This window comes from Paenibacillus sp. JT31N17, from assembly GCF_056269255.1.
The window spans coordinates 259,776-283,097 of record NZ_JBWDNP010000001.1 but is presented as its reverse complement, the minus strand read 5'-3'; the positions used below and the strand labels follow the sequence as shown (position 1 = coordinate 283,097).

Here is a 23,322-nt window from a genome sequence, read left to right as displayed (position 1 = left end):
GGTTACGCTTACCCCTCTTGGCGCTTCGCATAAGAGGCATTAATCTCTTCGGTAATCTTCAGCATGTCGGGATCGGACTTCAGTTTGTTCACATAGTCGTCCCAGTCGCTCATCGGCACCTTGCCGAGGATCACTTTGGTCTTCATATCCTGAATTTTCTTGCGAAGCTCCGTGCCTGCCGTCACATTCGTTTCGGAATACAGGCCGGTGGACGGATCGGGAACGCTGACCTTCTCGCGCTCGTCGATGATTTTCTTGTTGCGCTCCAGCATATCGTTTGGCATGCCGCTGCGGTAAGCTCTCAGATATTTATCATATTTGATGAAAACCTGTCCGAGCGCCTGCTGGGCAACGATGTCCTTTTTCGCCTGCTCCGTCACCGTCTTGACGCCGTTTTCTTCCGTATAATGGGTTCCTTTGATGCCGAAGCTCGCCAAATCGCTGCCTTCATCGGAAGCTCCGTAATCCATCAGCTCCAGCAGCCTCTTCATTTTTTCCTCGGGCACCGTCTTGGGGATGGCAAACATGCCGAAAAACCCGCTGTCCTTGTTCACATAACCGTTAAGCGACACCAAGGGAAGGAAATCCGCATTCGGGTCGCTTTTGCGAAGCTCCTCCGTCGGCTCCCAAGCCGCCTCTACCGTATCCTGGAATCCGCCTGCACGGCCCGCCTTCAGCATATCCTTGGCCTGACTGTTCTTCAGCACCGCCAGATCCTCGGGGATGAGCTTCTCATTATAAGCCCGGTTCAGCCACTGGAGCGCTTCCTTCATCTCCGGCAGCAGATTCACATTGACCAGCTTGCCGTCTTCTTCCTTCCAATCGCCGGTGGTATGGGTGAAAGCATTCACAAGGGTACTGAAGTAGGCCATCCCGTTCTGATCCACAAAGCCTGCGTAGCCTATTGTATCCTTCTTGCCGTTCCCGTCGGGATCCTGCTCCACAAAAGCCTTCAGCACCGTGTACAGCTCATCTGTTGTAGTCGGAACTGCGAGGCCCAGCTTGTCCAGCCAGTCCTTGCGGATATAGGGGAAGCCTCCACCCTCCACAGGACGGACCCTTGGAATGCCGTAATTGTTGCCATCCGCCTGCTTCGTATTGGTCCAGGAATCCTCAGGGAATTTCATCAGATTGGGATAATCCTTCAGGAAGGGAGTCAAATCCCAGAATGCCCCCTGCTGGACCATGGTTCTCACCTGTGCCGTGAACGGGTCATCCAGCAGCATCAGATCGGGAATATCGCCCGAAGCGAGCGTGACATTAACCTTGTCTCCATAGCTGTTGGGAGAGACCCAGGTAATATTAAGCTCCGTATTGGTCTTCCTGGCAAACTCCTGCACAACGACATTGTCCGGTCCAGGCGGCTCCGCTGTGTAATACATGGTCATAATATTGACTTTCAATGGAGCTTCGCTGCCTGTTCCTCCATCGTTCGAATTCCCCGCGCTGCAGGCGGAGATAATCATGGTCATCACCAGAACGACGGCAAGGGTCAACCGTTTTTTTGTTAAACGTTTCATAGTTTCATAGCCTCCCGATAGTTTATTTGGTCCAGTTGCTTACTCTTTAACGGCACCGATCATCGAGCCCTTCGCAAAATGCTTCTGCAGGAAAGGATAGACCAGCAGAATGGGAACCGTCGCAATGACAACCGCCGCCATCTTCAGCGTCTCCGGCGGAATCTGCTGCTCCGAGACCATCTCCGCCGCCGCAGCGCCGCCCGCAGCCGTGGAAGAGTCAATAAGCATGTTCTGCAGGAGCACCTGCATGGGCTGCTTGTCAAAATCATTAATGTACAGCAGCGCGCTGAAGAAGGTGTTCCAGTAGGCGACGGCATAGAAGAGGCCGAAGGCAGCCATAGACGGCAGGGATAAAGGCAAAATGATCCGCCACCAGACACTGACATCGTTGCATCCGTCAATCCTTGCAGCTTCCTCGAGACTCGCCGGAATGCTGTCGAAGAAGCCCTTCATCAAGAGGACGTACCAGCCGCTTGTCAGCACAGGCAGAATGAGCGACCAGGTGCTGTTAATCAGATGCAGATCGCGGACAAGCAGGTACGGCGGGATAATTCCCGGATTGAACAGGGTGGTAAGCAGAATCAGCAGCATCATGATGCGCCGGCCCTGCAGCCTTCGGCGGGAGAGGGAATAGGAAAGCCCCGATGTCACGAGCAGACTTAAGGCCGTGCCGACAACGGCGAGAAATCCGCTGTTGCCCATGGCCCGCAGAAACGCGTCCGTGGACATCAAATATTGATAGGATACAAGGCTCCAGTGCGCCGGCCACAGCGTTGCCCGGTTCTTGATGAATTCCGACGGGTCGGTGAAGGATACCACGAATACATAATAAAGCGGAAACAAGGTGACCAAGCCGATGACGGCAAGCAGAGCCGCATTGGCAAAGGTGAACATACGGTCACCGTAGTCTCTTTTCATAATCGACCTCTCCTTTCATTTTTACTTTGTGTAGTTACAAGCCTGGGCCATCTGCACCGACAATCCTTCGAGCGCCAATTCAGTAAACGCCTTCCTCGCCGAATTTTTTGGCCAGGCGATTGGCGCCTATGACCAGCAGCAGTCCGATGACCGATTTGAATACACCCACTGCCGTACTGAAGCTGAATTGTCCCTGCTTGACCCCCAGGCGGTAAACATAGGTGTCAAACACGTCCGCAACCTCGGACACCGCTCCGTTCATCATCAGAAATACCTGCTCGAAGCCGACATCCATCATATGGCCGATGCGGAGAATCAGCAATATGATGATAACCGGCCGTATGCCGGGCAGCGTGACATGCCAGATTTGACGAAGCCTCCCCGCTCCGTCAATCTTCGCCGCCTCGTACAGCTGCGGGTCAATCCCCGCCATAGCGGCAAGGAAAATAATCGTCCCCCAACCTGCGTCTTTCCATATGGATTGCGCCGTCAGCAGCCCCCAGAAGTAGTTCGGGGTCGTAAGAAAATCTATTTTGTTCAGACCCGCTGCCGCAAGCAGCTGATTCACGATGCCTTCGCCTGTGGAAAGCAGCAGGAACGTGATGCCCACAATAATGACCCAGGATAAAAAATGCGGCAGATAGACGATGGTTTGAATGACGCGTTTGTAGGCGATGCTGCGAACCTCGGCAAGCATGACCGAAATGAGTATGGGAAGCGGAAAAAACAGCAGCAGCGACAATAGGTTAATCGCCATTGTATTGCGGAACAGCATCATGAAATCGGGATTGGAGAAGAACCGTACATAATGATCGAAGCCTACCCACGGGCTGCGCCACATCCCCTGATACGGCGAGTAATTCTGAAATGAAATGATGATTCCCCACATGGGCACATATTTGAATAAAATAAAGAAGACAATTCCCGGCAGCGCCAGCAGGTAAAGAAACTTGTCCCGCTTGATTCCGTTCCATAAGCTCTGCTTGCGCAGTTGCTTCACGGCAGAAATGTATGCGGTTTCATCACTTTGCTTCCGGTTCGCCTTATAATACGAAGACATCCTTCCTGCCACCTCCTTTGACTGTATGAACCCAAGCCGCCACCAAGGGTTCGGGTAAGGCCACTTTACGATATGCGGTCATTTCCGGCAATCGCAACTTTTTGCAAAGCGGGCCTGCATGTGCCTGATTGCCCTCTGCTGCGGGGTTCCCGACCTGGCAGCTCCCGCTGCCAGGAGACTTCGCCGTGGATTTCCACCAGTTGACTTTTCTTGCATAATGACTGTCCAGCCAAGAAACTGCCCGTTGAAAATACAAATTGTTGAATGGGGATGCGGATTCCGCGCCGTTATTAGAATGAAAAAACGGCAGCCCTGGACGAAATAAAGTCCGGACTACCGCCGTTATTTGGAGGCGTTTAACCGGGAACGGGAATTTCCCATCCCGGCTGTTTGCTCCCAGGTCTAAGCATTCAACTCTTATTCAGGTCATAATTGGATTCTAAATATAAGCCGCCAGGCTTGCACAAATACGCTCTGAATTGGAGCGGTATCGCCAGAATACGCCTGTTACAGCTTCAGATAATTAACATTGCTGATGTAGACCGTATCATCCGCAGCCGCAGCTGCAGCCCCGGCTGGTTCGTCATGATCCTTTTCGGCGGGCCGAACGTCGATGACGCCTTCATTCTTGATCAGCTTCGTTTGGACTATGCCATACTGTTCGCCCTCGACGCTGATGACGCCATAATTTACGATCGATCCGAGCGAATCGAACAGCAGCTGCGGATCAATCTCCGGCGCAACATCAAGCACCCCGTGTACGATGAAAGAGAGTGGTTCCGGCGTATATTTCAGCTCGCTCGGTGTCAAGCGGTATTCGCCTTCAACGACGCGCAGCTTGCCGACGTAGCTCAGCACCTCCACGGCGGGATCGGTCGTTACGGCCAGCACGCCGTCTTTCAGTTCCACGGGGCACAGGATCGTTCTGTCAGTGTGCAGACGGTCGACTGACGCGGCAAGCCGCTCCGGCGTTACGTCGCGCTCGAACCGGAGCATACTGGCCGCATGGATGCTTCTATGCGGCAGTCTCTGCAGCACGCCCGCATCCAGCGTCAGGTCGCGGTCGATATAGTACGTATCTGCAGGAACAGTAACGATCTTCGCCTTATGCGGATTGACCAGCCTGCCGGACAGCGCGGCCAGCAGGTCCTCGCGGATAACAAGCTCGCCCGTGAACTCCGCATTGCGCAGCTTTTCATCCAGCAGGGCAGTGTCTACGTCATCCAGCAGAACAGCTTTTCCGCTGAAGGAGACCCTGGAGCCGGAAGGCAGCTTGCGCAGGAACAGGTCATCGATATGGACGGGGTCGTTAATCAGAAGCGCGTTATCCATGTATGAAGCGAGACGGCCGTTGTGCTGTATGATCTTCCGTTGAACGACGCTGAGCACGCCCTCGGGGCAAAAAATCGTGCCATTCACGATGATTCCGGCAATGACGCGCTCCAACGATTCGGCATCGGCATCCGGCCGAATAACGATGGTCCCGTTGACCAGAAGATATTGCGGGCTGTCTCCCTCCGCGGCGGCTCCGACCTCGTACCGGTCGTTCACCATATGCAGCTTGACGCCTTCCGGTATCTCGACCCGTACGTTGATGTTATTCTGAGCGACGTTAGCCAGCAAGCCGACGGTCGCTGTGCTGTACAGCAGTAAATTCACGTTCCTGATCATGCTTACGTCATCCATCGTTTGTTCGGCTGCCGTCGTGATGTCCAGCACATTAACATTTTGGATTACTTTATTCATGGCGGGAATCCTCCTGTTCTTGGTTCAGCTTATTTCGCAATAAGCGTAAGGCGGTATGAATACGATAGCGGACGGTGGCGTGGGGGACGCCGGACCGATCGGCGATCTGCTTGCCGGTCATGCCCAGAATATAACGCTGTCGGATGATTTCGCGAAGCTGGGAAGGAAGGTACTGCAGCAGCTCTTCCGTTTCCAGACCAGCCAGGAAATCGAAATCGGTCCAGGGGTCGTACCCTTCGGGCAGCGCGGTCTCGAATTTCGTTCTCCGGCGCCGGTCGTAAAGCAGGTTCCTCATCACCTTATAGAGCCAAGCCCTGCGCTCGTATGCCGCCAGCCGTTCGAGGGTTACGGAATGGGCCAGCGCCCGGACGAACGTCTCCTGCAGCAGATCTTCCGCTTCCTTGTCGTTGCCGGCGATGGATCGGGCAAAGCGGTTCAATTCGGCATAATGCACGGTATACAGTTGTTCGATGATCACGGCAGCCCCCTTTCAATATCCGTCCATTTCAGCTCCATCCGTCCTTCGCATGTATAACGTTCGGGCGGGGAAAAGTGTTGGGCAATGCGCGAACTTTTTTTTCTGGAAGCACAACCCTTGAATTTGAGACTGGCAGGGAGCAGCAGTTCCAGTAGATTGTATATGGGTAATGGCATATTTGAAAAGCACGCCAAAGAGCCAACCATCGAAACGGTTGACCCCTGGACCGTCTATTGAATGCTGAATCGCAGCTCTGGATTGTCTTCTCTGAGCTCATTGACTCGTGCTTCTATAACTGTTTTGTCAAAACCGCCCGAAAACAGATCCCGTTCGGGCTTAAAGGTAATGCTCGTGCCCGTTTCATTCGTCTCACCGACCATCATTAATCCGGTTTGGGGTATCCCGTGCCGATACTCTTGCCGATAAATTCCGCCCTCTCTGCGAATTTCCACGTTCAATACGCGAGATAGCGCATTAATGAACGCCATCCCGATTTCTTTCTCCGCACCTGGAGCGAAAAACGATGTGCCTTCTTTGGAAGCGTTGATCTGTTCGATTTCGGTCAAAACGGTCTGCACCACAGGCTTGCCGGTTTGTGGCAGCAATCGAATCGGAATCCCCCGTCCGTTATCCGTTACCGTTATGCTTCCGTCGTCATGCAGATAGATACCCAGTTCGCTGCAATATCCGGCCCGATGCTCATCGATCGAATTGTCGAGAACAGGCCAAAGCAGATGATGTATATCATATCCTGACTGCGTTGGAGCGCCCAAATAGGCATGCGCTTCATTACGGGCTTCGGTCATATCGATAAAATCGCTGGTATCGATCAAATCCGAAACCGCTGACAGCAAAAGAAGAATCGGAAAACGGCGGTGAGCCGGAATGGTATAGCGTCCTCCGCGTTCTTCCTGAGTCAATAAATCCGCGCCAGACAATGCCTTCAAATGGTGATACAGCTGTCCGGTTGTCCCCATATTCAGCCGCTCTACAAGCTCCGTTCCAGTACGTGGCTCATCCCAAACCTCAAGAAGCAAATCCAGACGCTGTTTATGTCCGAGTGCGGAAATTACTTTCGCCGCCTTGCCTCTATCAAGTCCGAGCAAATCGTCAGATTTTCGTTCCTGCGGCCCGCATCTTACGGTTTGCTGCCCGCTTCGATAATAACCCGAGAAGTAAATCGCGCCATGTTCCATGTTACCATCCTGCAGAAACGCTTCCGTTGACAGCGGTTCGCTCCCTCCTTCAGCCGCCGGTTTCCGCTCTGTTCCTCCCATTTGCCGAACAAGCCGCTCGAGCTCTGACATCTGTGCTTTCAAGGCATCCAGTTCAACTCCGTAATCCCGATCCATTGTATCCTCACTCCTTTTATTCAATAATGCCGCGATCACTTAATTTAACGTAATTACGTAATTACGTTATTACATATATAATAGCAAATATATCCTTCGTTGTAAATGCCAATGGGCATAAAAAACAAAAGGAGCTGCCGCAGCAGCCCCTTCGTCAAATGACTTTCGTTAAGCCAGGTATCGCTCGCTCTCAATCTGATTGAGGTTAATTCGAGCAGATACAAACGTTTATATTTTGTTTACAACTTTATTACGTTTTGGTCACAAGCTTCCTATACGGTTAAATGAGGCAGAACTCTGAATCCACAAATAGGAAGACAGGTGTCCACAATGAAAAAAACAGCCCTTGCGTTATTTCTTAGTATCCTTTTTGTATTTCTAGCCGCCTGCAGCAATAACAGTTCAGGCAGCGCAGCATCTCCCTCCAAGCAGGAGACGGGAAACATGGGAGACCCGTCCAGCCCGCCAAACCAGACGGGAACAGGAACAGATCCGCAGTCTCCTCCGGCAGAGGGAAAAGCCACAATCGTCTTCTCGACGTTCTGGGAGGATGCCAATCTTCAGGGAGCCGTAAAGAAATATGAGGCGCTGCATCCCGATATTGATATCGATCTCCAATATGTGAAGACGGATAATGAGCATTTTACAGCCGATCTTGAAAAATTCGTGGAGACCTCGAACACATCTATGCTGGCAGGCAAAGGTCCCGATCTGATCATGATGGATGATTTGCCGATTGATAAGTATGTGGATCATAAGCTGCTTGCCGATCTGAGCCTTATGATGCAGGAGGATTCGGGCTTTCCAGAGGAAAACTATTTCACCAATATTCTCGATAAGCTGAAGCTGGATGGAGGTCTGTACGGAATGCCGCTTTCTTTCCAGCTGCATGCGCTGGTCGGCGATTCAGACGCCATCAGCCAAAGCGGAATTAAGGTTGACGATAAGAACTGGACATGGAGCCAATTTGCCGAGTCCGCGAAGCAAATCAAGGAAAAGGGCAGTGACAAGAACAAGATCGGGTTTGGCGGCACTCCGAATTATATGCTGCTTCAGATGGTGAACGATAATTATTCCCGGTTTGTGGACCGGACGAAGCGGCAGGCAAATTTCGACTCGGAGTCCTTTACCGGTCTGATGCAGCAGGTCAAAACACTCTTCGACGACGGAGTCATAGGCCCGGGCGTTTTGGGAGCGAATGGGTCTTTCTCTTATTTTAACCAGTCCCAATTCAATTCTCCCAGCGACTACCTCGTTTCTCTGAGGGAATTCGGAGAAGGCGCCAGGCTGTACGTCACACCACATACGCAAGACGCAGGAAATGGAGGTTATTTCACTCCCTACAGAAGTATAGGAATGAACGCCGGCTCTTCAGTGAAGCCGGAAGCCTGGGAATTCATCAAATTCCTGATCTCGGAAGAAGGACAGACCCGTACCAACCTGCAGTCTGCTGGATTCTCCTTCAACAAAAACGTCTTCAAAAAACAAATCCAGCAGCTGAAGGACGCAGGGACGGTGCAGCCCGATAAGGAAGGACCGCTTCAAGGAAAGCCGTTTGCGGTTGATGCCGCTGCGCTCGATCAATTGGACGCCATCGTAAACGGAGAGTTTCATTCCGCCGCGCCCAAATCCTCACAAATTGAAGATACGATTATTCAGGAATCCGAAGCATTCTTCACCGGCCAAAAAACGGCGCAGGATGTTGCCAAGCTGATTCAGAACAAAGTTACTCTCTTCCTTAATGAGTAGAATGATATTGGCGCTATTTAAAAAATGCTATCAGGAACGTAATAAATTTTCTGCGTATTTTTTTTATTTACGGGATCTGTAACGATATTAAAATAAACGTTGCCGTCTTTTGTCTGTACTCCCTCGATTTCATGGGTTCCCACATTTGTAATATTCACAAGGGTTTTGTACGCTCCTGTGTTTGACATCATTGCAATCTGGGGAGTATCGCCTTCCGCTCCGCCTGATGTATAGATTTCCGTATTAACGAGCATATCAAGACCCTGGAAAGATCCGTTCGGTCTGACTATTGCACTGCCTGACTGGGTAAAGCTTGTAAAGCAGGCGCTGACCGCCGCAGCACTGTCCATCCGCACCTGCTCATTGCTGTCAAGAAGGCGGTTTAATGCTGCCGTATCGTAAATGGACCAGGTAACAGTTCCTTCTGCAGTTTGTATGCGTAAAATCGTATAGGTACTGTTGCCGCCGCCATCAACACGGTATGTCTCACCTAATCTTGAGCCGGTCTTATCGGCGTAATTCATATAGGTTAACCGATGAAGATCCGTATAATCATAAGTCGCGCCAGCCGAGTATTGAAGTCTTGCTACCTGAAGCGACCAGTTATACGTTGTTGAGGGATCCGCTTTTGAGCTGAAATAAAAGTAATTTATACCATTGTATGTGTACATATCAAGCGTTTGGCCATGACCGGAATTGGTAATGGTCATTTCATCCACGTAATTAGCATCACTTCCGTTCATGAGCAATCTGGAAAGATAGACTGTCCCCCCAGACCGCTGGGTAACGTACAGATACGTTGAAGCGATATAAGCTTTCTGAACGGCCAGGTTGTGATTAAGTCCCTTGAGATTGAATGCGAGTGTTGCCGAAGCGTTTACTGTTTTCTCAGGAGATGCCGCAAATACGGGCAAAACAGACATTCCAAAAATAAGAACGGCGAGAAAAACAGATGCGAGAATTCTTAGTTGGCTTTTGATAAGACTGAGCGCTTGAACTTGAAACATAATGATACCTCCATTGTATTGGACTAAAATCGTTGTAAGGCTCCGGAAAACTGAGTCTATAACCGGTTTATAAATACAACTAGATTATCCAGTATTAGGATTAATCTTAGAATGGTCAATTAGAACCAAAAAATGTTAATATTCTGTATATGAAAATAGTTATGCGCACTTTCCTATAATATTTACCTTATCATTACTAATTGTCACTTTCGAATTTCCCGCCAGATATTCCGTATAGCCGCACACCGTTTCCTTACCGGTAACTCCTCTTGAGTCGATATATGTTATATAAATTGCCCCTTCACCACTTAAGGTAAGTTCAGGCTTTATTTTCATGGTTTCCCCGCTCTTTATTTTCTTTGTATGAATATCTTTCGAGGTCCCTTTTATTATTCCAGTCTCCACTGAAACAATCTCATAGTCTGATTTATTATGTACGGTTACTGAGAAGCTCTGAAATTGGTAAAGAATATTGTCCTGAAGCCAATTGAAACTAAAATAACTAATAGTATAAAAGAAAATGCTGAAATTAACAGAAGAATAGGCCATTTTTTTCGGTTCATATTCGTACCTTCTTCCATTATTGGTTTAATATTACTACTATTAGAGACGCTTTCAAACTCTTATAAGTTGCACCATTGCTGCCTACTGCGCAATCGAAATTCTAATTATCGATTGGCTTTTTTTCGTTCAGAAACAACAAAAAACCGCCTGGCCGGGAAGCCAATGCGGGGTTTTTGTAAACTTAATGCCTTCGAAAAGCAAATGAACAACTTAATAACAGTCCCACAACTGAAAACACTGATGCCAGATATACCAACACATTATATTGATGCTCTGTACGGTTGTCGTTTAATGCAAACCACAAAACCAGCATGAATATCCCTATAATACTAAGTTGAATACCAAATAATACAATATTCAAAGGTTTAAACCAATGTGCAAACCAATTTGCCAGGAATATAACCAGGACTGCTAGCGGCAAAGTTACTAAAAGGCTGGGAAGTATATACACGGACTATTATAGTACTCCTTCCATTTTCAGATATAAATCAGCTGCTCGATTTTTTATATCTGCTTTAAAATATTTGGATAATTATACCATATAAACTCAATCCAGGGCGGTGCTATATCTGCAAAATGCCCCCAACTGCCAGGCAATGACTCAGGATCGTTGCTTTTAATCTCGGAGAAGTAAGCAAGAAGAAACCCTTCTTTAATTAATCCATTCATCATTCTGCTTAATGTTTGCCTGTATTCTCTCGGTTCTTGGATTTTAACGGGAGACTTGGATTGGTCATACACCCACTCTTGATCCGGATAAGAAGTCACTGCTTCATCTTCGTATGGATGTTTTAATGTGTAACCGTCCCCATTCCAATCCTTGTGGGTTAATCCTGAGAAGAAAGGATTAGCGCACATCAGATGATAAAGCCCGCCCGCTTTGAGAACACGGGATACTTCATGAAATACAACACGTGAATCCGGAACAAACGTAAGGGAATACGGATGCCAGACTATATCAAAGGAAGCAGCGTCGAAACAGGATAAATCCCGCATGTCGCCTTGATATAAACGAATACTAACGCCATAATGTTCAGCTGCAGCTCTATCACGTTCCAATTGGGACGGGGAAATGTCAAGGACCGAGACCAAAGCGCCGAGCAAAGCAAATGCAGCTGACTGTTGTCCTCCACCACTTGCCAGACAAAGAACCGTCTTTCCGGATAAATCCCCCTTAACTCCCAGCCTATCCAATCCCAAATAATCACGGGCTGTCTTTTTATCAAGATCTAGCTTTGGTCGCGTGAATAAGGCATTGGCTTCAGCCAGCGCTTCCCAGCGGGCGTGATTATATAAATAGACATCATCTTTCAATACCGACACCTCCTAAGATCAATATAAAATGGATTTTATCATCCAAATCATATCATATGCAGAGATTTTTTATACTCAGCCATGCTGCGAGTACATCAAATAGACTGAAAAGAGGAGCTGCCCCGGGCAAGCTCCTCCATTATCGTGTCCGCAGCTAATTAACACGGATGTGCAAAATCACATGCTTACGCTTCCTACCGAAGGCTGGCTCCCCCGTCCACGGTCAGGATTTGGCCCGTTATCTGACCTGCCAAATCCCCAGCCATGAAAACGACTGCGCCGGCAATATCCTCTCCGGTCTGCATCCTTCCAAGCGGCATTCGGTCACCGCGCTTGTCGATCTCTTCTTGATCCATGCCCAAGGCTTTCAAGCGCTCAAGTTCCCCATCGGACATTACCCAGCCGGGGTTGACGCAATTGACGCGGATACGATGTTTGGCCAGTGCCCGGGCCAAATTGCGTGTCAAGGTGATGATGCCGCCTTTGGAGACGGCATAAGCCATCGTCGATTCTTCGCCCATACTGGCGTGGAGGGACCCGATATTGACCACGCAGCCGCCGCCGCGCTGTATCATTCCGGGCACTGCCGCCTGGCTCATCAGGTATGCCCCCTTCAGGTTGATGCCGAGCACCTTATCCCAGAATGCTTCATCGGTGCCAAGCAGGTCTGCCCGGGGGAAAATTCCCGCATTGTTTACCAGTACGTCCACGCCGCCGAATTCCAGCTCAGCTTTGCGGATAACGCTCTCCGCCTGCTCCGGAACGGATACGTCGCATTGAATAAACCGGACTGCGCAGCCTGCTTGCGCCCACTGAGCAGCATCCGCTTCTCCGTTTTCAACGACGTCGGCGATTACTATCCGTGCACCGAACCGGACGAACTGTTTCGCGATCGCGCGTCCGATTCCCTTCGAGCCACCTGTTACAACCACCGTTTTTCCCTCAAAATTCCAATCCATTTGGCGAATAGCGCATTCCCCCTTTTCGATCCCGCTTGTCAGTCCAACCAATACCTATGTCTCACCATTAACCTTTTATGCCAGTTGTCGAAATGCCCTCCACAAAATGTTTCTGAGCAACGAAAAACACGAGAATGGACGGGATGACGGATACGAGCGAGACGGCAAGCAGCTGACCCCACTCAACTTTATACTCGGAATCGATAAAAACCCGCAGCGCCACGCTGACCGTATAATGCTCCGCTGAGCTCAAATACAGCAGCTGCCCGAAGAAATCGTCCCAGCTCCATAGAAACGTATACACGATAACGGTTACCAGCGCCGGTTTGACAAGCGGCAGTATGATTCTCAGGAAAATGCCCAAGGACGAGCAGCCGTCGATTTTTGCGGATTCATCCAGCTCGCGCGGTATTCCGCGGATAAACTGCACCATCAAAAAAACGAAAAACGCGCCGCCGCCGAAAAAGTGGGGCAAAATAAGCGGAAGGAACGAGTCTACCATTTCCAGTTTGTTGTACATAATATACTGCGGGACGATGGTCACTTGTCCGGGCAGCATGAGAGTCATCATCAGCAGGCCGAACATCAAGCCCTTGAGCTTGAAATTGATCCGCGCGAACCCGTAGGCTACAAGCGGCGTTGTGATCGCGGCTCCCAGCACGCACCAGAATTCAAGCCAAAGCGTATTGCCAAAGAATCTCGTAAATGTGAAGGACGGGAATGATGTCCAGCCGTTATAGAAATTTTCCCACATCGGCCTGGAAGGCCAGATGGCGGGAAGCGGCATCTCGGCATTGCTTTTTAGCGACGCGCCAACCCACCAGAATACCGGATACATCATCAGGAAGGAAAACGCCAGCAGTATGATATGGTACCGGAGCGAGCCGCGTCGGATAGCGAAGGTCATTTTTACTTCCTGCCTCCTTCCGATTCATAGAATACCCAGTATTTCGAGGCGTAGAAATTGACGGCTGTCAAGAGAGCGATCAGAAACAGCAAGAGCCAGGCCAATGCCGATGCGTAACCCATTTCAAAGTTTTTGAATGCTTTGTCGTAGAGCATGAGCGCATACGTATAGGTCGAGTTGGCCGGTCCGCCGCCCGTAATGATGAACGCCGAGTTGAACATTTGGAACGAGCCGATGATGCCGAGCACGAGATTGAAGAACATAACCGGCGATAGCATTGGCAGTGTAATATGGAAAAACTGGCGAAGCTTCGATGCGCCGTCCACGCCCGAGGATTCATATAAATCCCGCGGTATTTGTTTTAGGCCGGCCAGGAAAATGATCATGGTGGAGCCAAACTGCCAAGTCGCAAGCAGAATAAGCGTGCCCAGCGCGGTATTCGGATTGGAGACCCAGCCGACTCCCGTGATCCCGAACCATCCCAGCATATGATTGACGTAACCGTCCATGCCGAACATGTTCTTCCACAGCACCGCCACCGCGACACTTCCGCCGATTAGCGAAGGAATGTATACCATGGTCCGATAGAATGAGATGCCTCGAATTTCCCGGTTAAGCAAAATCGCCACCATGAGAGAGAAGAACAATTTCAGTGGAACGGAGAACAGAACGTATGCAAATGTGACGCCCAGCGACTTCATAAAGATCGGATCCTCGCCAAATATACGGCCGTAATTTTCCGTACCGACCCACTCCGGGTCACGAAGCAGCGGATAGTCCGTGAAGGATAGATAGAAGGATTGCACAATCGGCCATAAAGTCAGAAGCAGAAAGCCGACAAGCCAAGGCGAGATGTACAGGAAGCCGGCCAAATTGTTTTCGTCCGATATCCGCTTCCGTTTGAAAAAAGCATGCGAGCGACCTGCAGCCAGCTTTTTTGCCCTTGTCGAGTTCAATTTGCGTATCACCTGCTCTCGATAAGATTCGGGATGGGGACCAAGATTTGCAAACTCCCGGTCCGGCCCGATTTGATCCTTCTGTAGGCTTTTTGTCTGCTTAATTCACTTCGGCCATCTTACCCTCGGCATCCTTCGCGGCGGCCATGATTCTATCGAAAGCCTTCTCAATCGTCTGCTTATTGAACATGACGGCTTCCATTTCCGATAGATATACTTTCTCAAAGTCCTGCGCGCCGGCCGGGAGCGGATAAAACTTCTGGCCCATCTCACGCCCTACGTCCAGCATCTCTTTGCCAAGCTTCTGTCCCGGCTCGAGACCGGGCTCGATCGCTTTCCAAACTTCCTCGTTCAAGGGAATGCCCCGTGCCGTCTCCATGATTTTGCCCGCCTCCGGATCCTCCAGGAACCACTTGGCGAACTTGAGGGCCTCGTCTTTGTTTTTGGAATTCTCGGCTACGCTCCAGAACAGCGTCGGCTGCGACCAACCGCCGCCTTGCGCCGCAGTGGGATCATTTACAACAGCAATCTTCCCGGGCATCAAATTCTCCACGACGCCCGCCGAAGCAACGGTAGCCCCTGTTACAAGCACGGCTCCGGAAGCGACCGGATCCAGCTGCGGGTCGCCTTCTTTGAAGCTGATCGTCTTGTCGGGCGGCGGAACGACTCCTTCTTCGCGGTATTTCGCGTACAGCTGCTGCAGGCTCATCCACAGGTCCTTGTCAATGTGCACCGTGCCGTCACCCGGGAAGACGGGGCCTTTGCCGTTTGCCATCTGGTAGGTCTGGAAGGGGAACCACAGCCGGGAGAGATCCTGAATACCGTACCGGTCTTTCGGAAGCTTCTGCCGCGCCTCCTCCGCAAACTCGAAATATTCATCCCAAGTCCAATTCTTATGCGGCGGCGTCAGGCCGAACTTCTCGACATCGGCTTTATTATAAATGTATCCGCCGCCATTCAAGCTGGTCGGAATGCCGTACAGCTTTCCGTTGAATTTAATCGCATCCAGCAGCTTGCTGTCCACAAGACCGGACAGGTCGACACTCGAGACATCCATCAACTGCCCGCGTTTGACGTATTGCTCCATGATCGCCATGTCCATATGGACGATGTCGGGCAGGTTCTTGGCGGCTGAAAGCGTTACCAATTTATCGAAATAACCTTGGACGGCAGCATATTCGGGTTGAAACTTCACATTCGGAAATTTCTGCGAATAGAGCTCGAGCACCTTTAACGTATTGTCATGCCGCTCCTGCGACCCGCCCCACATGATCCGCAGTGTGACGGGCTTTGCTTCCGACTGCTCACCACTGCCCTCTTCGTTCGCCTTTCCGCTGTCATTCTCTTCCGTGCCGGAGCCGGTATTTCCGCCGCCGCATGCCGCCAGGAAAACCAGACTGAACATGAGCGAAATCGTCAATGCGCGCTGTACGTATAGTCCGATCATCTTCACAAAACCTCCTCCAGGTAATGAAGTGCCCTATTCCTGCAACATGTACCTGCCTTCCTCAAAACTCGTAGCTGCCATCCTTGGCGGCAAACTCATAGGCCGTTCTCGGGATCTGGGTCGCAAGCTTGCCTCCGCTGATATCAATCATCGTTCCGGTAATGTAACCTGCGTAGTCGGATGCGAGGAAGCAAATCAAATAAGCGACATCCTCCTTTTTCCCCCAGTACCGCAGAGTTAATGTATCCAGAAGACGATCCTTGCGGTCCTGCGGCAAATCGGCAAAATGGTTCATATCGGTCGGAATCATCCCGGGGGAGTAACAGTTCGCCGTGATGTTCCAGGGACCCAACTCCCCTGCCAGCACGCGCGTGAACTGATGGACGGCCGATTTGGAAGCGGCGTAGGCGGCGCTTCCAAAGGAAGGGACGATGGCCGCGAACGAAGCCGCGTTGATGATCCTCCCCGATCGCTGCCGCTTCATGACCGGAGCGACCGCTTTGCACATCAGGAAGGTCCCTTTCAAGTTAATGTCCATATTGAGATCCCAGGTTTCGATTTTCAGTGCATCTATGGGTCCCCCGCTTGCAACTCCCGCATTGTTGACGAGAATGTCGATACGCCCACGCTGCTTTATCACATCCTCGATCACTTCTTCAATGCGGCCATAATCCCGTACATCGCACTCGTACGGGTAGGCCTGGAATCCGTGATCGGCGAGCTCCTGTGCAGCGTCCTCCACCAGAGACCTGTTCATATCCAGTAAAATGGTGATGACGCCCTCATTGGCGAGGGTACGTGCTATTTCCTTCCCGATCCCTCTTCCCGCACCGGTTATGACGGCCACTTGGCCGCTCAAATTGATATTCATTAAGAAGCCCCCTTCTTCGAAATATTCTGGTCCCGAATAAGCTGATGCATATAATCCAGACTTGCCTGCAGCTCCGCATTCTCGTAAGCGGCAATCGCTTCCGCCGGCTCGCCTTGCTCGTATGGTGTCCGCCATTCGTCAGGCGACGTCTCCGCATTTGCTTGAACATACCGGATCGTCCTGGCCAGCTGATGTGCCGAGCGGGGCGGATATTCCGGCCAATAATCGTCGGCGAGCACGCGTATATGCCGCGCTTCAAGAGCGCCGATCTCGATAGACATGGTAAGATCGGTCATCGATGATTTCCGGAACACATTCAGGAGCGCCGGGAAATCCAGCACGCCCTGCCCGATCGGGCACCGAACGAGCCTGTATCCTTCGCTGCTGAGGAAGCACCTGTAGTCCTTCAAGTGCACATGCTTGATATAAGGCAGGATCTTCTCGGCAAAATCAACCGGCACTTCGGCCGTAGCCAGCGGATTGCCGGTGTCGAGCGTAATACCGAAATGGGGTGAAGCGATTCTTTCGCACAGCCAGATCAATTCTTCGGAGGCAAGGTCTTGATGGTTCTCGACGGCAAGCACGACCCCTTTCTCCTCGGCCATTCGCGTTGCCGCTTCAAGCCCACTCAGTACGTTCTGGAGAAACGGCTTCCATTTGCCGGCCATTTCCCTTCTGTCGCCGCCGATTTTTGCTCCGCCGACTACGGTTCTCACCGTTGCCGCACCAAGCTTAACCGATAAATCGAATATTTCCGAAAGCTTGCTCGGATCATAGCCGCCGGATGCGATCGTGATATACATATCACTCCTGCGCGCCCTCTTTGCAATTGCGGATAGATCGGCTCCTTCCAGAAGGTTCGGCGGCAGCTCCACGCCCCGCAATCCGCAGTTCTCCGCCTGATCCAATAATTGGCCTGGCGTTAGGGGCGACCTTCCGGAACGGGGGTGCAGCCCCATTGCATAAGTGGTGCCGAACATAGACAAACCAACTCGCATGCTGTTCACCTCTTCTTCTTTATTGAAGAACTATTTTGCCGTCCAGCCTCCGTCCACAGTAAGCGCCGATCCGGTCATAAAGCTTGAGGCTTCGGAGGCCAGGAAAAGGATCGGGCCCGCGATTTCCGAAGGCTTGCCCCAACGGCCCATCGCAATATTGTCCAAAAACATGCGGTTCGCTTCCGGATTGTTTATGACTGCGGTATTGAGCACCGTCGCAATCGGACCCGGGCATAACGCGTTAACCGTCACGTTATGGACCGCGAGTTCGAGCGCCAGTACCTTCGTCAACTGAATAACGCCGCCTTTGCTTGAACAATAAGCGCTTCGTTCCGCCAGTCCTACGATGCCCAGCATGGATGCAATATTGATGATTCTGCCGTATTTCTGTTCTTTCATTTGTCTGGCCACCGCCCGGGAGCACAAGAACGGCGCCTTCAGATTCGTGCTTTGCACCAAATCCCAGCTTGCCTCGTCATACTCCTCGATCGGCTTTCGAATATTAATTCCCGCATTGTTAATCAGAATGTCGATCCGCCCGAAGGCATCCGTTGCAGATCGCACCATCGCTTCGACATCTTCTGCATTCGTTACATCGGCCGCAAGTCCGAGTGTCTCTTTGCCTGTTGCCTGTGCCAGATTCGCCGCCGCTTCTACCGCTTTCTCCTCCGTGCGGCTCGTCATGACGACGGCCGCCCCTGCTTCAGAGAGCGCCTGCGCCATCACCAGGCCCAATCCGCCAGTTCCTCCGGTGATCAGCGCAACCCTGCGGTCCAAATTGAATAGATCTGAATAACCCAATTTATATTCCTCCATTACATAGCAGATTCCCGGTTTATGCGGGCGTGTACAGTCATTATGGACCTCGCTTCGACCTTCCCTTATCCACCCGTTAACATCAGCCGGGTGCCAGCAAAATTTTGGCCGTTTTGCCCGGGCCGTAAATCAGCTTGTCGAAGCAAACGCCTCCTTCCTCAAGCGGCGCCAGGCTGGTCCATGGGCTCAGCCGTACTTTTCCCTGGGCGATCCACTGCAGCGCATCTTTAAAATCGGCCTGATTATAGGCGAAAGCGCCGTAAGTCCTGATTTCGTCACGGATCATCTCATTTACCGGCAGCTGGCTTTTATCCTCGTGCAAGCCTGTAAAGACTACACTGCCGCCGGGTTTAACCGCGCTTATGCATCCGTTCCGGGTAATCTGCAGACCGACCGCATCTACCGCAGCATCAAAGTCGTTGATCCCCCTTCTGGCATCTATTCGGGTCGCTGTTAAGGCGCCAAGCTCCCTCGCGATCTCCAGGCGCTCTTCATTGAGGTCAATGACCGTAATATCCTGCAAGCCGAAGATTCGGGCGGCTTGCAGCGCAAGAAGCCCGATCGGACCTGCGCCCATGATCAGCAGCCTGTCGCTCGGATACAGCTTAATCAGATTGCAAATATGAACCGCGCACGCAAACGGCTCGGTGTAGGCGCCTTCATCAAACGATACATGAGGCTCCAGCAAATGGACATTTCGCTCCGGCACGACGACGAACTCGGCAAACGCGCCCGGAAGGTGAGCGCCGAGCAGCTTTCGCTCCGTGCATAACTGCGCCGCGCCCGCCGTGCATGCGATGCACCTGCCGCATGTGACAAGCGGATTGGCGGTAATCCGGTCGCCTACATCGACAAGACTTACGCCGCTGCCAATTCGCTCAACTGTCCCGGAGAATTCATGACCCATAATAAGAGGGGGCTTGCGCAAGGAATTATGTCCCAAATAGCCGCTCAATTCGGATCCGCAGATACCTGCGCGCACGACCCGTATAAGCACCTCGTCTTCACGCGGTTCGGGAACCGCCGCTTGGCGGACAGTCATCTGCTTCGGCCCCTCATATATCAGTGCTTTCATCCCGTACCTCCTAAAGCGTTTTCAAAGAAAACGCTGCTTCGTAAGCATTGCTTATTATCTTCATTGGCTTCTTTCATCCACCAGCGCTCTCTTCTCCCAGCCCTGCTTGAATAGCGGGAGATAATGACCGGGATGGTACGGATGCTTCGCGATCTCTTCCAGATTTAAATCAACGCCGAGACCTGGCAGCTCCGGAGGTTTGATATAACCTCGTTCAACCTTGCAAGCCGGCTCAAGGACGAATTCCTCCCAGGGCTCGTTAAACTCGTCAAAAATTTCATGAAGATAGAAGTTCGGCGTCGCCATATTCAAATGCGCGCATACGACGGAGCAGAGCGGACCTTGCGCGCTGTGCGGCGCAATAACGCCGTTATGGGCGTGAACCATACCGCAAATTTGCTTGGATGCCGAGATCCCGAGAAACTGCGGTTCTAGCTGAATGATATGCACGGCGTCGTGCTTGAGCAGTTCTGCGAACTGCTCTCTGCAGTAGTAATCCTCTCCGCAGGCGATCGGCACGGGGCTTCTCCTGGCCACTTCCACCATGGAGGAGATGTTCTGCGGAGGCACGGGCGCTTCGAACCAGGTCGGGTTGAAAGAGCGCATGGCTTCGGCGAACTGCAGTGCTGTATGGACGCTGAAGCGGTTATGGCCTTCGATCAGGATATCCGTATCCGGGCCGACTGCGTCGCGAACAGCTTCGATGATGTCAAGGGCGAGATTGAAATCCTTTTTCTCCACGGTTCTCCAGGCGCTGCCGAACGGATCGAATTTCAGCGCCGTGTAACCCCTTTGAACAACGACCTTGGCTTTCTCGTAAAAGTTGTCCGGGGTCCTCGGACCTCGGTACCAACCGTTCGCATAACAGCGCAGCTTATCGTGGCATTGACCGCCAAGCAGCTTGTAGAGGGGCTGGCCGGAGGCCTTGCCGATGATGTCCCAGCAAGCGGTTTCAACCGCAGCCAGAGCCGATCCTTGAATTTGTCCTCCGTTCGAATAAACATCCCGCAGCATTCTCAAGGAGATTGTCTCCACATCGAAGGCGCTTCTGCCGATGAACAGATGCTTCAGTTCATGGATGGCCGCCTCGACCGTCTTCGCAAAGCCATTCAGCGTTCCTTCGCCGATGCCGTACACGCCCTCTTTCGTATGCAGCTTGACGAAAAGCCAGTTTTTCCAGGGATTGCCCACGATAAACGTTTCCACATCGGAAATAATCACTCATGGTCACCTCATTTCATTTCTATATTAGAAACAATGTTTCTAATTTTATGGCTATAGTGTATGTGAAGAGTGAATAGTCTGTCAATTGTTTTTGTGCAGATTGACTGAATCTCGTGCTGAGCTATAAAATAAATACTATATTCTATTCTTGAAGAAGCTGCCGGAGCAGCTCCCTTCTCACATTGACACTCCGTGCTGTATTCTTGATAAAACGACAACCAAACCGGAAATAAAATTTCGAATCAGGAAGGGGAAACATCATGACACGCCGAATTCAGACAAAACCTTCAAAGGACAAAGTCGCTTCCTCTACGGTGCTCAAAGCGCTCCACGTGCTGCAGGCGTTAGCTGATTTATGCGATAACAATCCCCAAGGCGCTTCCGTCAGTAAAATTTCGCAGAAATCCGGGGAAAGCCCAAGCAGCGTTTGCAAGCATTTGGCCGCCTTTCAGCAGTACGGGCTTGTCGAGCAGGATCCGTACTCGGAGCTTTATCGGATCGGGATCTATGCGCTTCGTCTGTCCACCTCGGCCCTGAAATCGATGTCCATTCGCGACATTGTCTCCCCTTATCTTCGTAAAATCGCCGACCGGGTTGGCGAAACGATCCACCTAGTCGTTCGCGAGGGACTCCGGGTGGTGTACATCGATAAAGTCGAATCGTCCAAAACGATTCGCATGCACTCTGAAATCGGGCTGCGCAACCCGCTCTATTGCACGGGCGTTGGCAAAGCGATTCTCGCTTATTCGCCCATTTCGCTCGTCGATGCCGTCGTGACGGAAGGCCTCATTCCGTTTACCCCCCAGACCATCACCTCCCGGGGAGCTCTCCTTGAGGACTTGGAACAAATCCGGGCACGCGGCTATTCGATCGATAATTGCGAGCACGAAAGCGAGGTCCGCTGTGTTGCGGCTCCGATCTTAAACCACCTGAAGGAACCGATCGCTTCCTTCAGCGTCGCCTGTCCGAAGTGGCGCCTGCTCGATGAACGCGTTGACGAGATCGGAGACCTGATAAGAGAGATTTCCGCGGAGATTTCCGCACGTTTTGGTTATAACGGCTGATAGCTGCCCTGTCCTCGCTGCACCTTTTGACCTAAACATACCGCTCCTGTCTCCAGGAGCATTCGTATCACTATTTGTATAGTTCTCAGAGCCTTAAATTCGCGCCTGGTTTCATTGTTAACTTTAGAAATCCCCACCCTTCATTATTGGGCGGGGATTTTTTGCATTAAAAAGTATATGGAGGGATGAACTGAAGCGGTCACAGTCCGACATTTTTTGCTCCCTACTGTCCAAGCTCAGCAACCCATTCAGAGAGCCGCTGCTCGCATAGACAAAAATTCAATAAAGGTATAAAAAAGTAGGTAAGCCAATTGGTCAAATGGCTATTTTGATAACAGAGGGGGGGTTACGTCTTGCAATATCCGCCGCCTGACTAAAGGGTCCGCTGCCCAGGATTCCAGGAAATCTATTAGAAGAGGAGGTATTTTTATGGATAAATCATGTCTATACTCTGCACTCAAGACTCATATATCCGGATGGGTGATGGGATTTCATGAGCATCCGCATTTTGAAATATCTGTCGTTGTATTTGGCTCCGGTACCTTCTTCATACACGATGAGGACCAGGCATATCCGATTCATGAGGGCGATATCATTCTTATTCCGCCAAACGTCCCACACAACTTTACTTCCTCCACTTCCATCCGTTTCGCCGTGCTGCAGATTCAGAATTTGCCCGCTGAACTGCAAGCCATCTTTTTTCGCATGACCCGAAACTCTTTTTTGTATTCCCTGAGCTATATCAAGCTGGAACGTTATGAAGCGTTATTCAACAACTGGATCAATTCGGTCGTGGTCGTGCAATCCTTGAACTGCAGCGAGCGGGTGATCAAGCTATGGATCGAATTATTGCTGCTGTTTATTAACGATTCCATCGAGAACGTTCAAGACAAGGGATCTTTGCAAAGCGCCGCGGATTATATCCACAATAATTATGATAAGGACATCCGTATTTCGGAGCTTGCGAAGATGGCGAATATGTCCGAGAATGGTTTTCGATCCGGGTTTAAAAAGAAGTTTGGCCAGTCCCCGAAACAATATCTCCAAGCATACCGCATGTCCCAAGCCAAGCTCCTGCTGGAGTCCTCCTCCAAATCGATTCAACAAATAGGCCATCAGGTTGGATTCCCCAGCATCCACGCCTTCTCTGCATGGTTTCAGAATATTGAAGGCAGGTCTCCTTCCACTTATCGTAAAGAAAAATAAGGGAATTTTGGAATGTTGTGTTTTTTATAAAAGGTTTATTTTTTTTTGTAAATACTTCAATTGGCGATAAATATATAATCATTCCTGAGGC

21 protein-coding genes are annotated in these 23,322 nt (G+C 51.0%); 3 read left to right on the top strand and 18 right to left on the bottom strand.

The features are described 5' to 3' along the window. Positions 1–8: 8 nt before the first annotated feature. From AC0YOB_RS01280 to AC0YOB_RS01255, 6 genes are all read right to left on the bottom strand, one after another. A complete protein-coding gene (locus AC0YOB_RS01280; RefSeq protein ID WP_475791199.1) occupies positions 9–1,520 on the bottom strand; it encodes an extracellular solute-binding protein in 1,512 nt (503 codons plus the stop codon). 39 nt (positions 1,521–1,559) lie between these two features. Next, a complete protein-coding gene (locus AC0YOB_RS01275; RefSeq protein ID WP_475791198.1) occupies positions 1,560–2,438 on the bottom strand; it encodes a carbohydrate ABC transporter permease in 879 nt (292 codons plus the stop codon). A gap of 79 nt (positions 2,439–2,517) precedes the next feature. Beyond that, entirely contained in the window at positions 2,518–3,498 is a 981-nt protein-coding gene (locus tag AC0YOB_RS01270; RefSeq protein ID WP_475791197.1) for an ABC transporter permease, read from the bottom strand. A 507-nt stretch (positions 3,499–4,005) separates the two neighbouring features. Then, on the bottom strand, positions 4,006–5,244 hold the full coding sequence (locus tag AC0YOB_RS01265; protein WP_475791196.1) for a hypothetical protein: 1,239 nt from the start codon (positions 5,242–5,244) through the stop codon (positions 4,006–4,008). Next, on the bottom strand, positions 5,237–5,722 hold the full coding sequence (locus tag AC0YOB_RS01260) for an RNA polymerase sigma factor (RefSeq protein WP_475791195.1): 486 nt from the start codon (positions 5,720–5,722) through the stop codon (positions 5,237–5,239). The genes AC0YOB_RS01265 and AC0YOB_RS01260 overlap by 8 nt, the downstream gene beginning before the upstream one ends. Before the next feature lie 230 nt (positions 5,723–5,952). Beyond that, positions 5,953–7,074, bottom strand: coding sequence for an ATP-binding protein (locus AC0YOB_RS01255; protein WP_475791194.1), 1,122 nt, complete (start codon positions 7,072–7,074; stop codon positions 5,953–5,955). 444 nt (positions 7,075–7,518) lie between these two features. Between AC0YOB_RS01255 and AC0YOB_RS01250 the strand changes: the two genes are divergently transcribed. Then, on the top strand, positions 7,519–8,823 hold the full coding sequence (locus tag AC0YOB_RS01250) for an ABC transporter substrate-binding protein (RefSeq protein WP_475791193.1): 1,305 nt from the start codon (positions 7,519–7,521) through the stop codon (positions 8,821–8,823). A gap of 17 nt (positions 8,824–8,840) precedes the next feature. On the opposite strand, the gene AC0YOB_RS01245 is transcribed toward AC0YOB_RS01250, so the two are convergent. From AC0YOB_RS01245 to AC0YOB_RS01190, 12 genes are all read right to left on the bottom strand, one after another. Then, positions 8,841–9,830 (bottom strand): phage baseplate protein, encoded by a 990-nt coding sequence (locus AC0YOB_RS01245; protein WP_475791192.1) that lies wholly within the window; start codon positions 9,828–9,830, stop codon positions 8,841–8,843. 159 nt (positions 9,831–9,989) lie between these two features. Further along, positions 9,990–10,235 carry a hypothetical protein gene (locus AC0YOB_RS01240; protein WP_475791191.1) on the bottom strand — a complete coding sequence of 82 codons (246 nt, stop codon included), beginning with the start codon at positions 10,233–10,235 and terminating at the stop codon, positions 9,990–9,992. Between the two features lie 663 nt (positions 10,236–10,898). Then, entirely contained in the window at positions 10,899–11,708 is an 810-nt protein-coding gene (locus AC0YOB_RS01235) for a class I SAM-dependent methyltransferase (RefSeq protein ID WP_475791190.1), read from the bottom strand. A 194-nt stretch (positions 11,709–11,902) separates the two neighbouring features. Further along, on the bottom strand, positions 11,903–12,667 hold the full coding sequence (locus AC0YOB_RS01230; RefSeq protein ID WP_475792276.1) for an SDR family NAD(P)-dependent oxidoreductase: 765 nt from the start codon (positions 12,665–12,667) through the stop codon (positions 11,903–11,905). 67 nt (positions 12,668–12,734) lie between these two features. After that, a complete protein-coding gene (locus AC0YOB_RS01225; RefSeq protein ID WP_475791189.1) occupies positions 12,735–13,574 on the bottom strand; it encodes a carbohydrate ABC transporter permease in 840 nt (279 codons plus the stop codon). Positions 13,575–13,576: 2 nt separating this feature from the next. Then, a complete protein-coding gene (locus tag AC0YOB_RS01220; RefSeq protein WP_475792275.1) occupies positions 13,577–14,464 on the bottom strand; it encodes a carbohydrate ABC transporter permease in 888 nt (295 codons plus the stop codon). A gap of 166 nt (positions 14,465–14,630) precedes the next feature. Continuing rightward, positions 14,631–15,977 carry an ABC transporter substrate-binding protein gene (locus AC0YOB_RS01215; RefSeq protein ID WP_475791188.1) on the bottom strand — a complete coding sequence of 449 codons (1,347 nt, stop codon included), beginning with the start codon at positions 15,975–15,977 and terminating at the stop codon, positions 14,631–14,633. Positions 15,978–16,038: 61 nt separating this feature from the next. Continuing rightward, positions 16,039–16,848 carry an SDR family NAD(P)-dependent oxidoreductase gene (locus AC0YOB_RS01210; RefSeq protein WP_475791187.1) on the bottom strand — a complete coding sequence of 270 codons (810 nt, stop codon included), beginning with the start codon at positions 16,846–16,848 and terminating at the stop codon, positions 16,039–16,041. Then, entirely contained in the window at positions 16,848–17,846 is a 999-nt protein-coding gene (locus AC0YOB_RS01205; protein WP_475791186.1) for a sugar phosphate isomerase/epimerase family protein, read from the bottom strand. The genes AC0YOB_RS01210 and AC0YOB_RS01205 overlap by 1 nt, the downstream gene beginning before the upstream one ends. Positions 17,847–17,876: 30 nt before the next feature. Continuing rightward, positions 17,877–18,647, bottom strand: coding sequence for an SDR family NAD(P)-dependent oxidoreductase (locus AC0YOB_RS01200; protein WP_475791185.1), 771 nt, complete (start codon positions 18,645–18,647; stop codon positions 17,877–17,879). Positions 18,648–18,744: 97 nt separating this feature from the next. Then, the gene (locus AC0YOB_RS01195) at positions 18,745–19,737 is read right to left on the bottom strand and encodes a zinc-dependent alcohol dehydrogenase (protein WP_475791184.1); all 993 of its coding nucleotides are present in this window, start codon (positions 19,735–19,737) and stop codon (positions 18,745–18,747) included. 60 nt (positions 19,738–19,797) lie between these two features. Further along, complete coding sequence (locus tag AC0YOB_RS01190; protein WP_475791183.1) at positions 19,798–20,958, bottom strand: mandelate racemase/muconate lactonizing enzyme family protein; 1,161 nt, start codon at positions 20,956–20,958, stop codon at positions 19,798–19,800. A 263-nt stretch (positions 20,959–21,221) separates the two neighbouring features. Here AC0YOB_RS01190 and AC0YOB_RS01185 point away from each other — a divergent pair, with 263 nt between their 5' ends. Next, the gene (locus tag AC0YOB_RS01185; protein WP_475791182.1) at positions 21,222–22,025 is read left to right on the top strand and encodes an IclR family transcriptional regulator; all 804 of its coding nucleotides are present in this window, start codon (positions 21,222–21,224) and stop codon (positions 22,023–22,025) included. A 429-nt stretch (positions 22,026–22,454) separates the two neighbouring features. Next, on the top strand, positions 22,455–23,231 hold the full coding sequence (locus AC0YOB_RS01180; RefSeq protein ID WP_475791181.1) for a helix-turn-helix transcriptional regulator: 777 nt from the start codon (positions 22,455–22,457) through the stop codon (positions 23,229–23,231). Positions 23,232–23,322 lie beyond the last annotated feature (91 nt).

Excerpts from the sequence above, each read along its gene's own strand:
- AC0YOB_RS01205 (WP_475791186.1), bottom strand. The coding sequence starts at position 17,846 with ATGCGAGTTGGTTTGTCTATGTTCGGCACCACTTATGCAATGGGGCTG.
- AC0YOB_RS01215 (WP_475791188.1), bottom strand. The coding sequence starts at position 15,977 with ATGATCGGACTATACGTACAGCGCGCATTGACGATTTCGCTCATGTTC.
- AC0YOB_RS01275 (WP_475791198.1), bottom strand. The coding sequence starts at position 2,438 with ATGAAAAGAGACTACGGTGACCGTATGTTCACCTTTGCCAATGCGGCT.
- AC0YOB_RS01280 (WP_475791199.1), bottom strand. The coding sequence starts at position 1,520 with ATGAAACGTTTAACAAAAAAACGGTTGACCCTTGCCGTCGTTCTGGTG.
- AC0YOB_RS01210 (WP_475791187.1), bottom strand. The coding sequence starts at position 16,848 with ATGAATATCAATTTGAGCGGCCAAGTGGCCGTCATAACCGGTGCGGGA.
- AC0YOB_RS01250 (WP_475791193.1), top strand. The coding sequence starts at position 7,519 with ATGGGAGACCCGTCCAGCCCGCCAAACCAGACGGGAACAGGAACAGAT.
- AC0YOB_RS01225 (WP_475791189.1), bottom strand. The coding sequence starts at position 13,574 with ATGACCTTCGCTATCCGACGCGGCTCGCTCCGGTACCATATCATACTG.
- AC0YOB_RS01180 (WP_475791181.1), top strand. The coding sequence starts at position 22,455 with ATGGATAAATCATGTCTATACTCTGCACTCAAGACTCATATATCCGGA.
- AC0YOB_RS01255 (WP_475791194.1), bottom strand. The coding sequence starts at position 7,074 with ATGGATCGGGATTACGGAGTTGAACTGGATGCCTTGAAAGCACAGATG.
- AC0YOB_RS01270 (WP_475791197.1), bottom strand. The coding sequence starts at position 3,498 with ATGTCTTCGTATTATAAGGCGAACCGGAAGCAAAGTGATGAAACCGCA.
- AC0YOB_RS01185 (WP_475791182.1), top strand. The coding sequence starts at position 21,222 with ATGACACGCCGAATTCAGACAAAACCTTCAAAGGACAAAGTCGCTTCC.
- AC0YOB_RS01245 (WP_475791192.1), bottom strand. The coding sequence starts at position 9,830 with ATGTTTCAAGTTCAAGCGCTCAGTCTTATCAAAAGCCAACTAAGAATT.
- AC0YOB_RS01265 (WP_475791196.1), bottom strand. The coding sequence starts at position 5,244 with ATGAATAAAGTAATCCAAAATGTTAATGTGCTGGACATCACGACGGCA.
- AC0YOB_RS01230 (WP_475792276.1), bottom strand. The coding sequence starts at position 12,667 with ATGGATTGGAATTTTGAGGGAAAAACGGTGGTTGTAACAGGTGGCTCG.
- AC0YOB_RS01195 (WP_475791184.1), bottom strand. The coding sequence starts at position 19,737 with ATGAAAGCACTGATATATGAGGGGCCGAAGCAGATGACTGTCCGCCAA.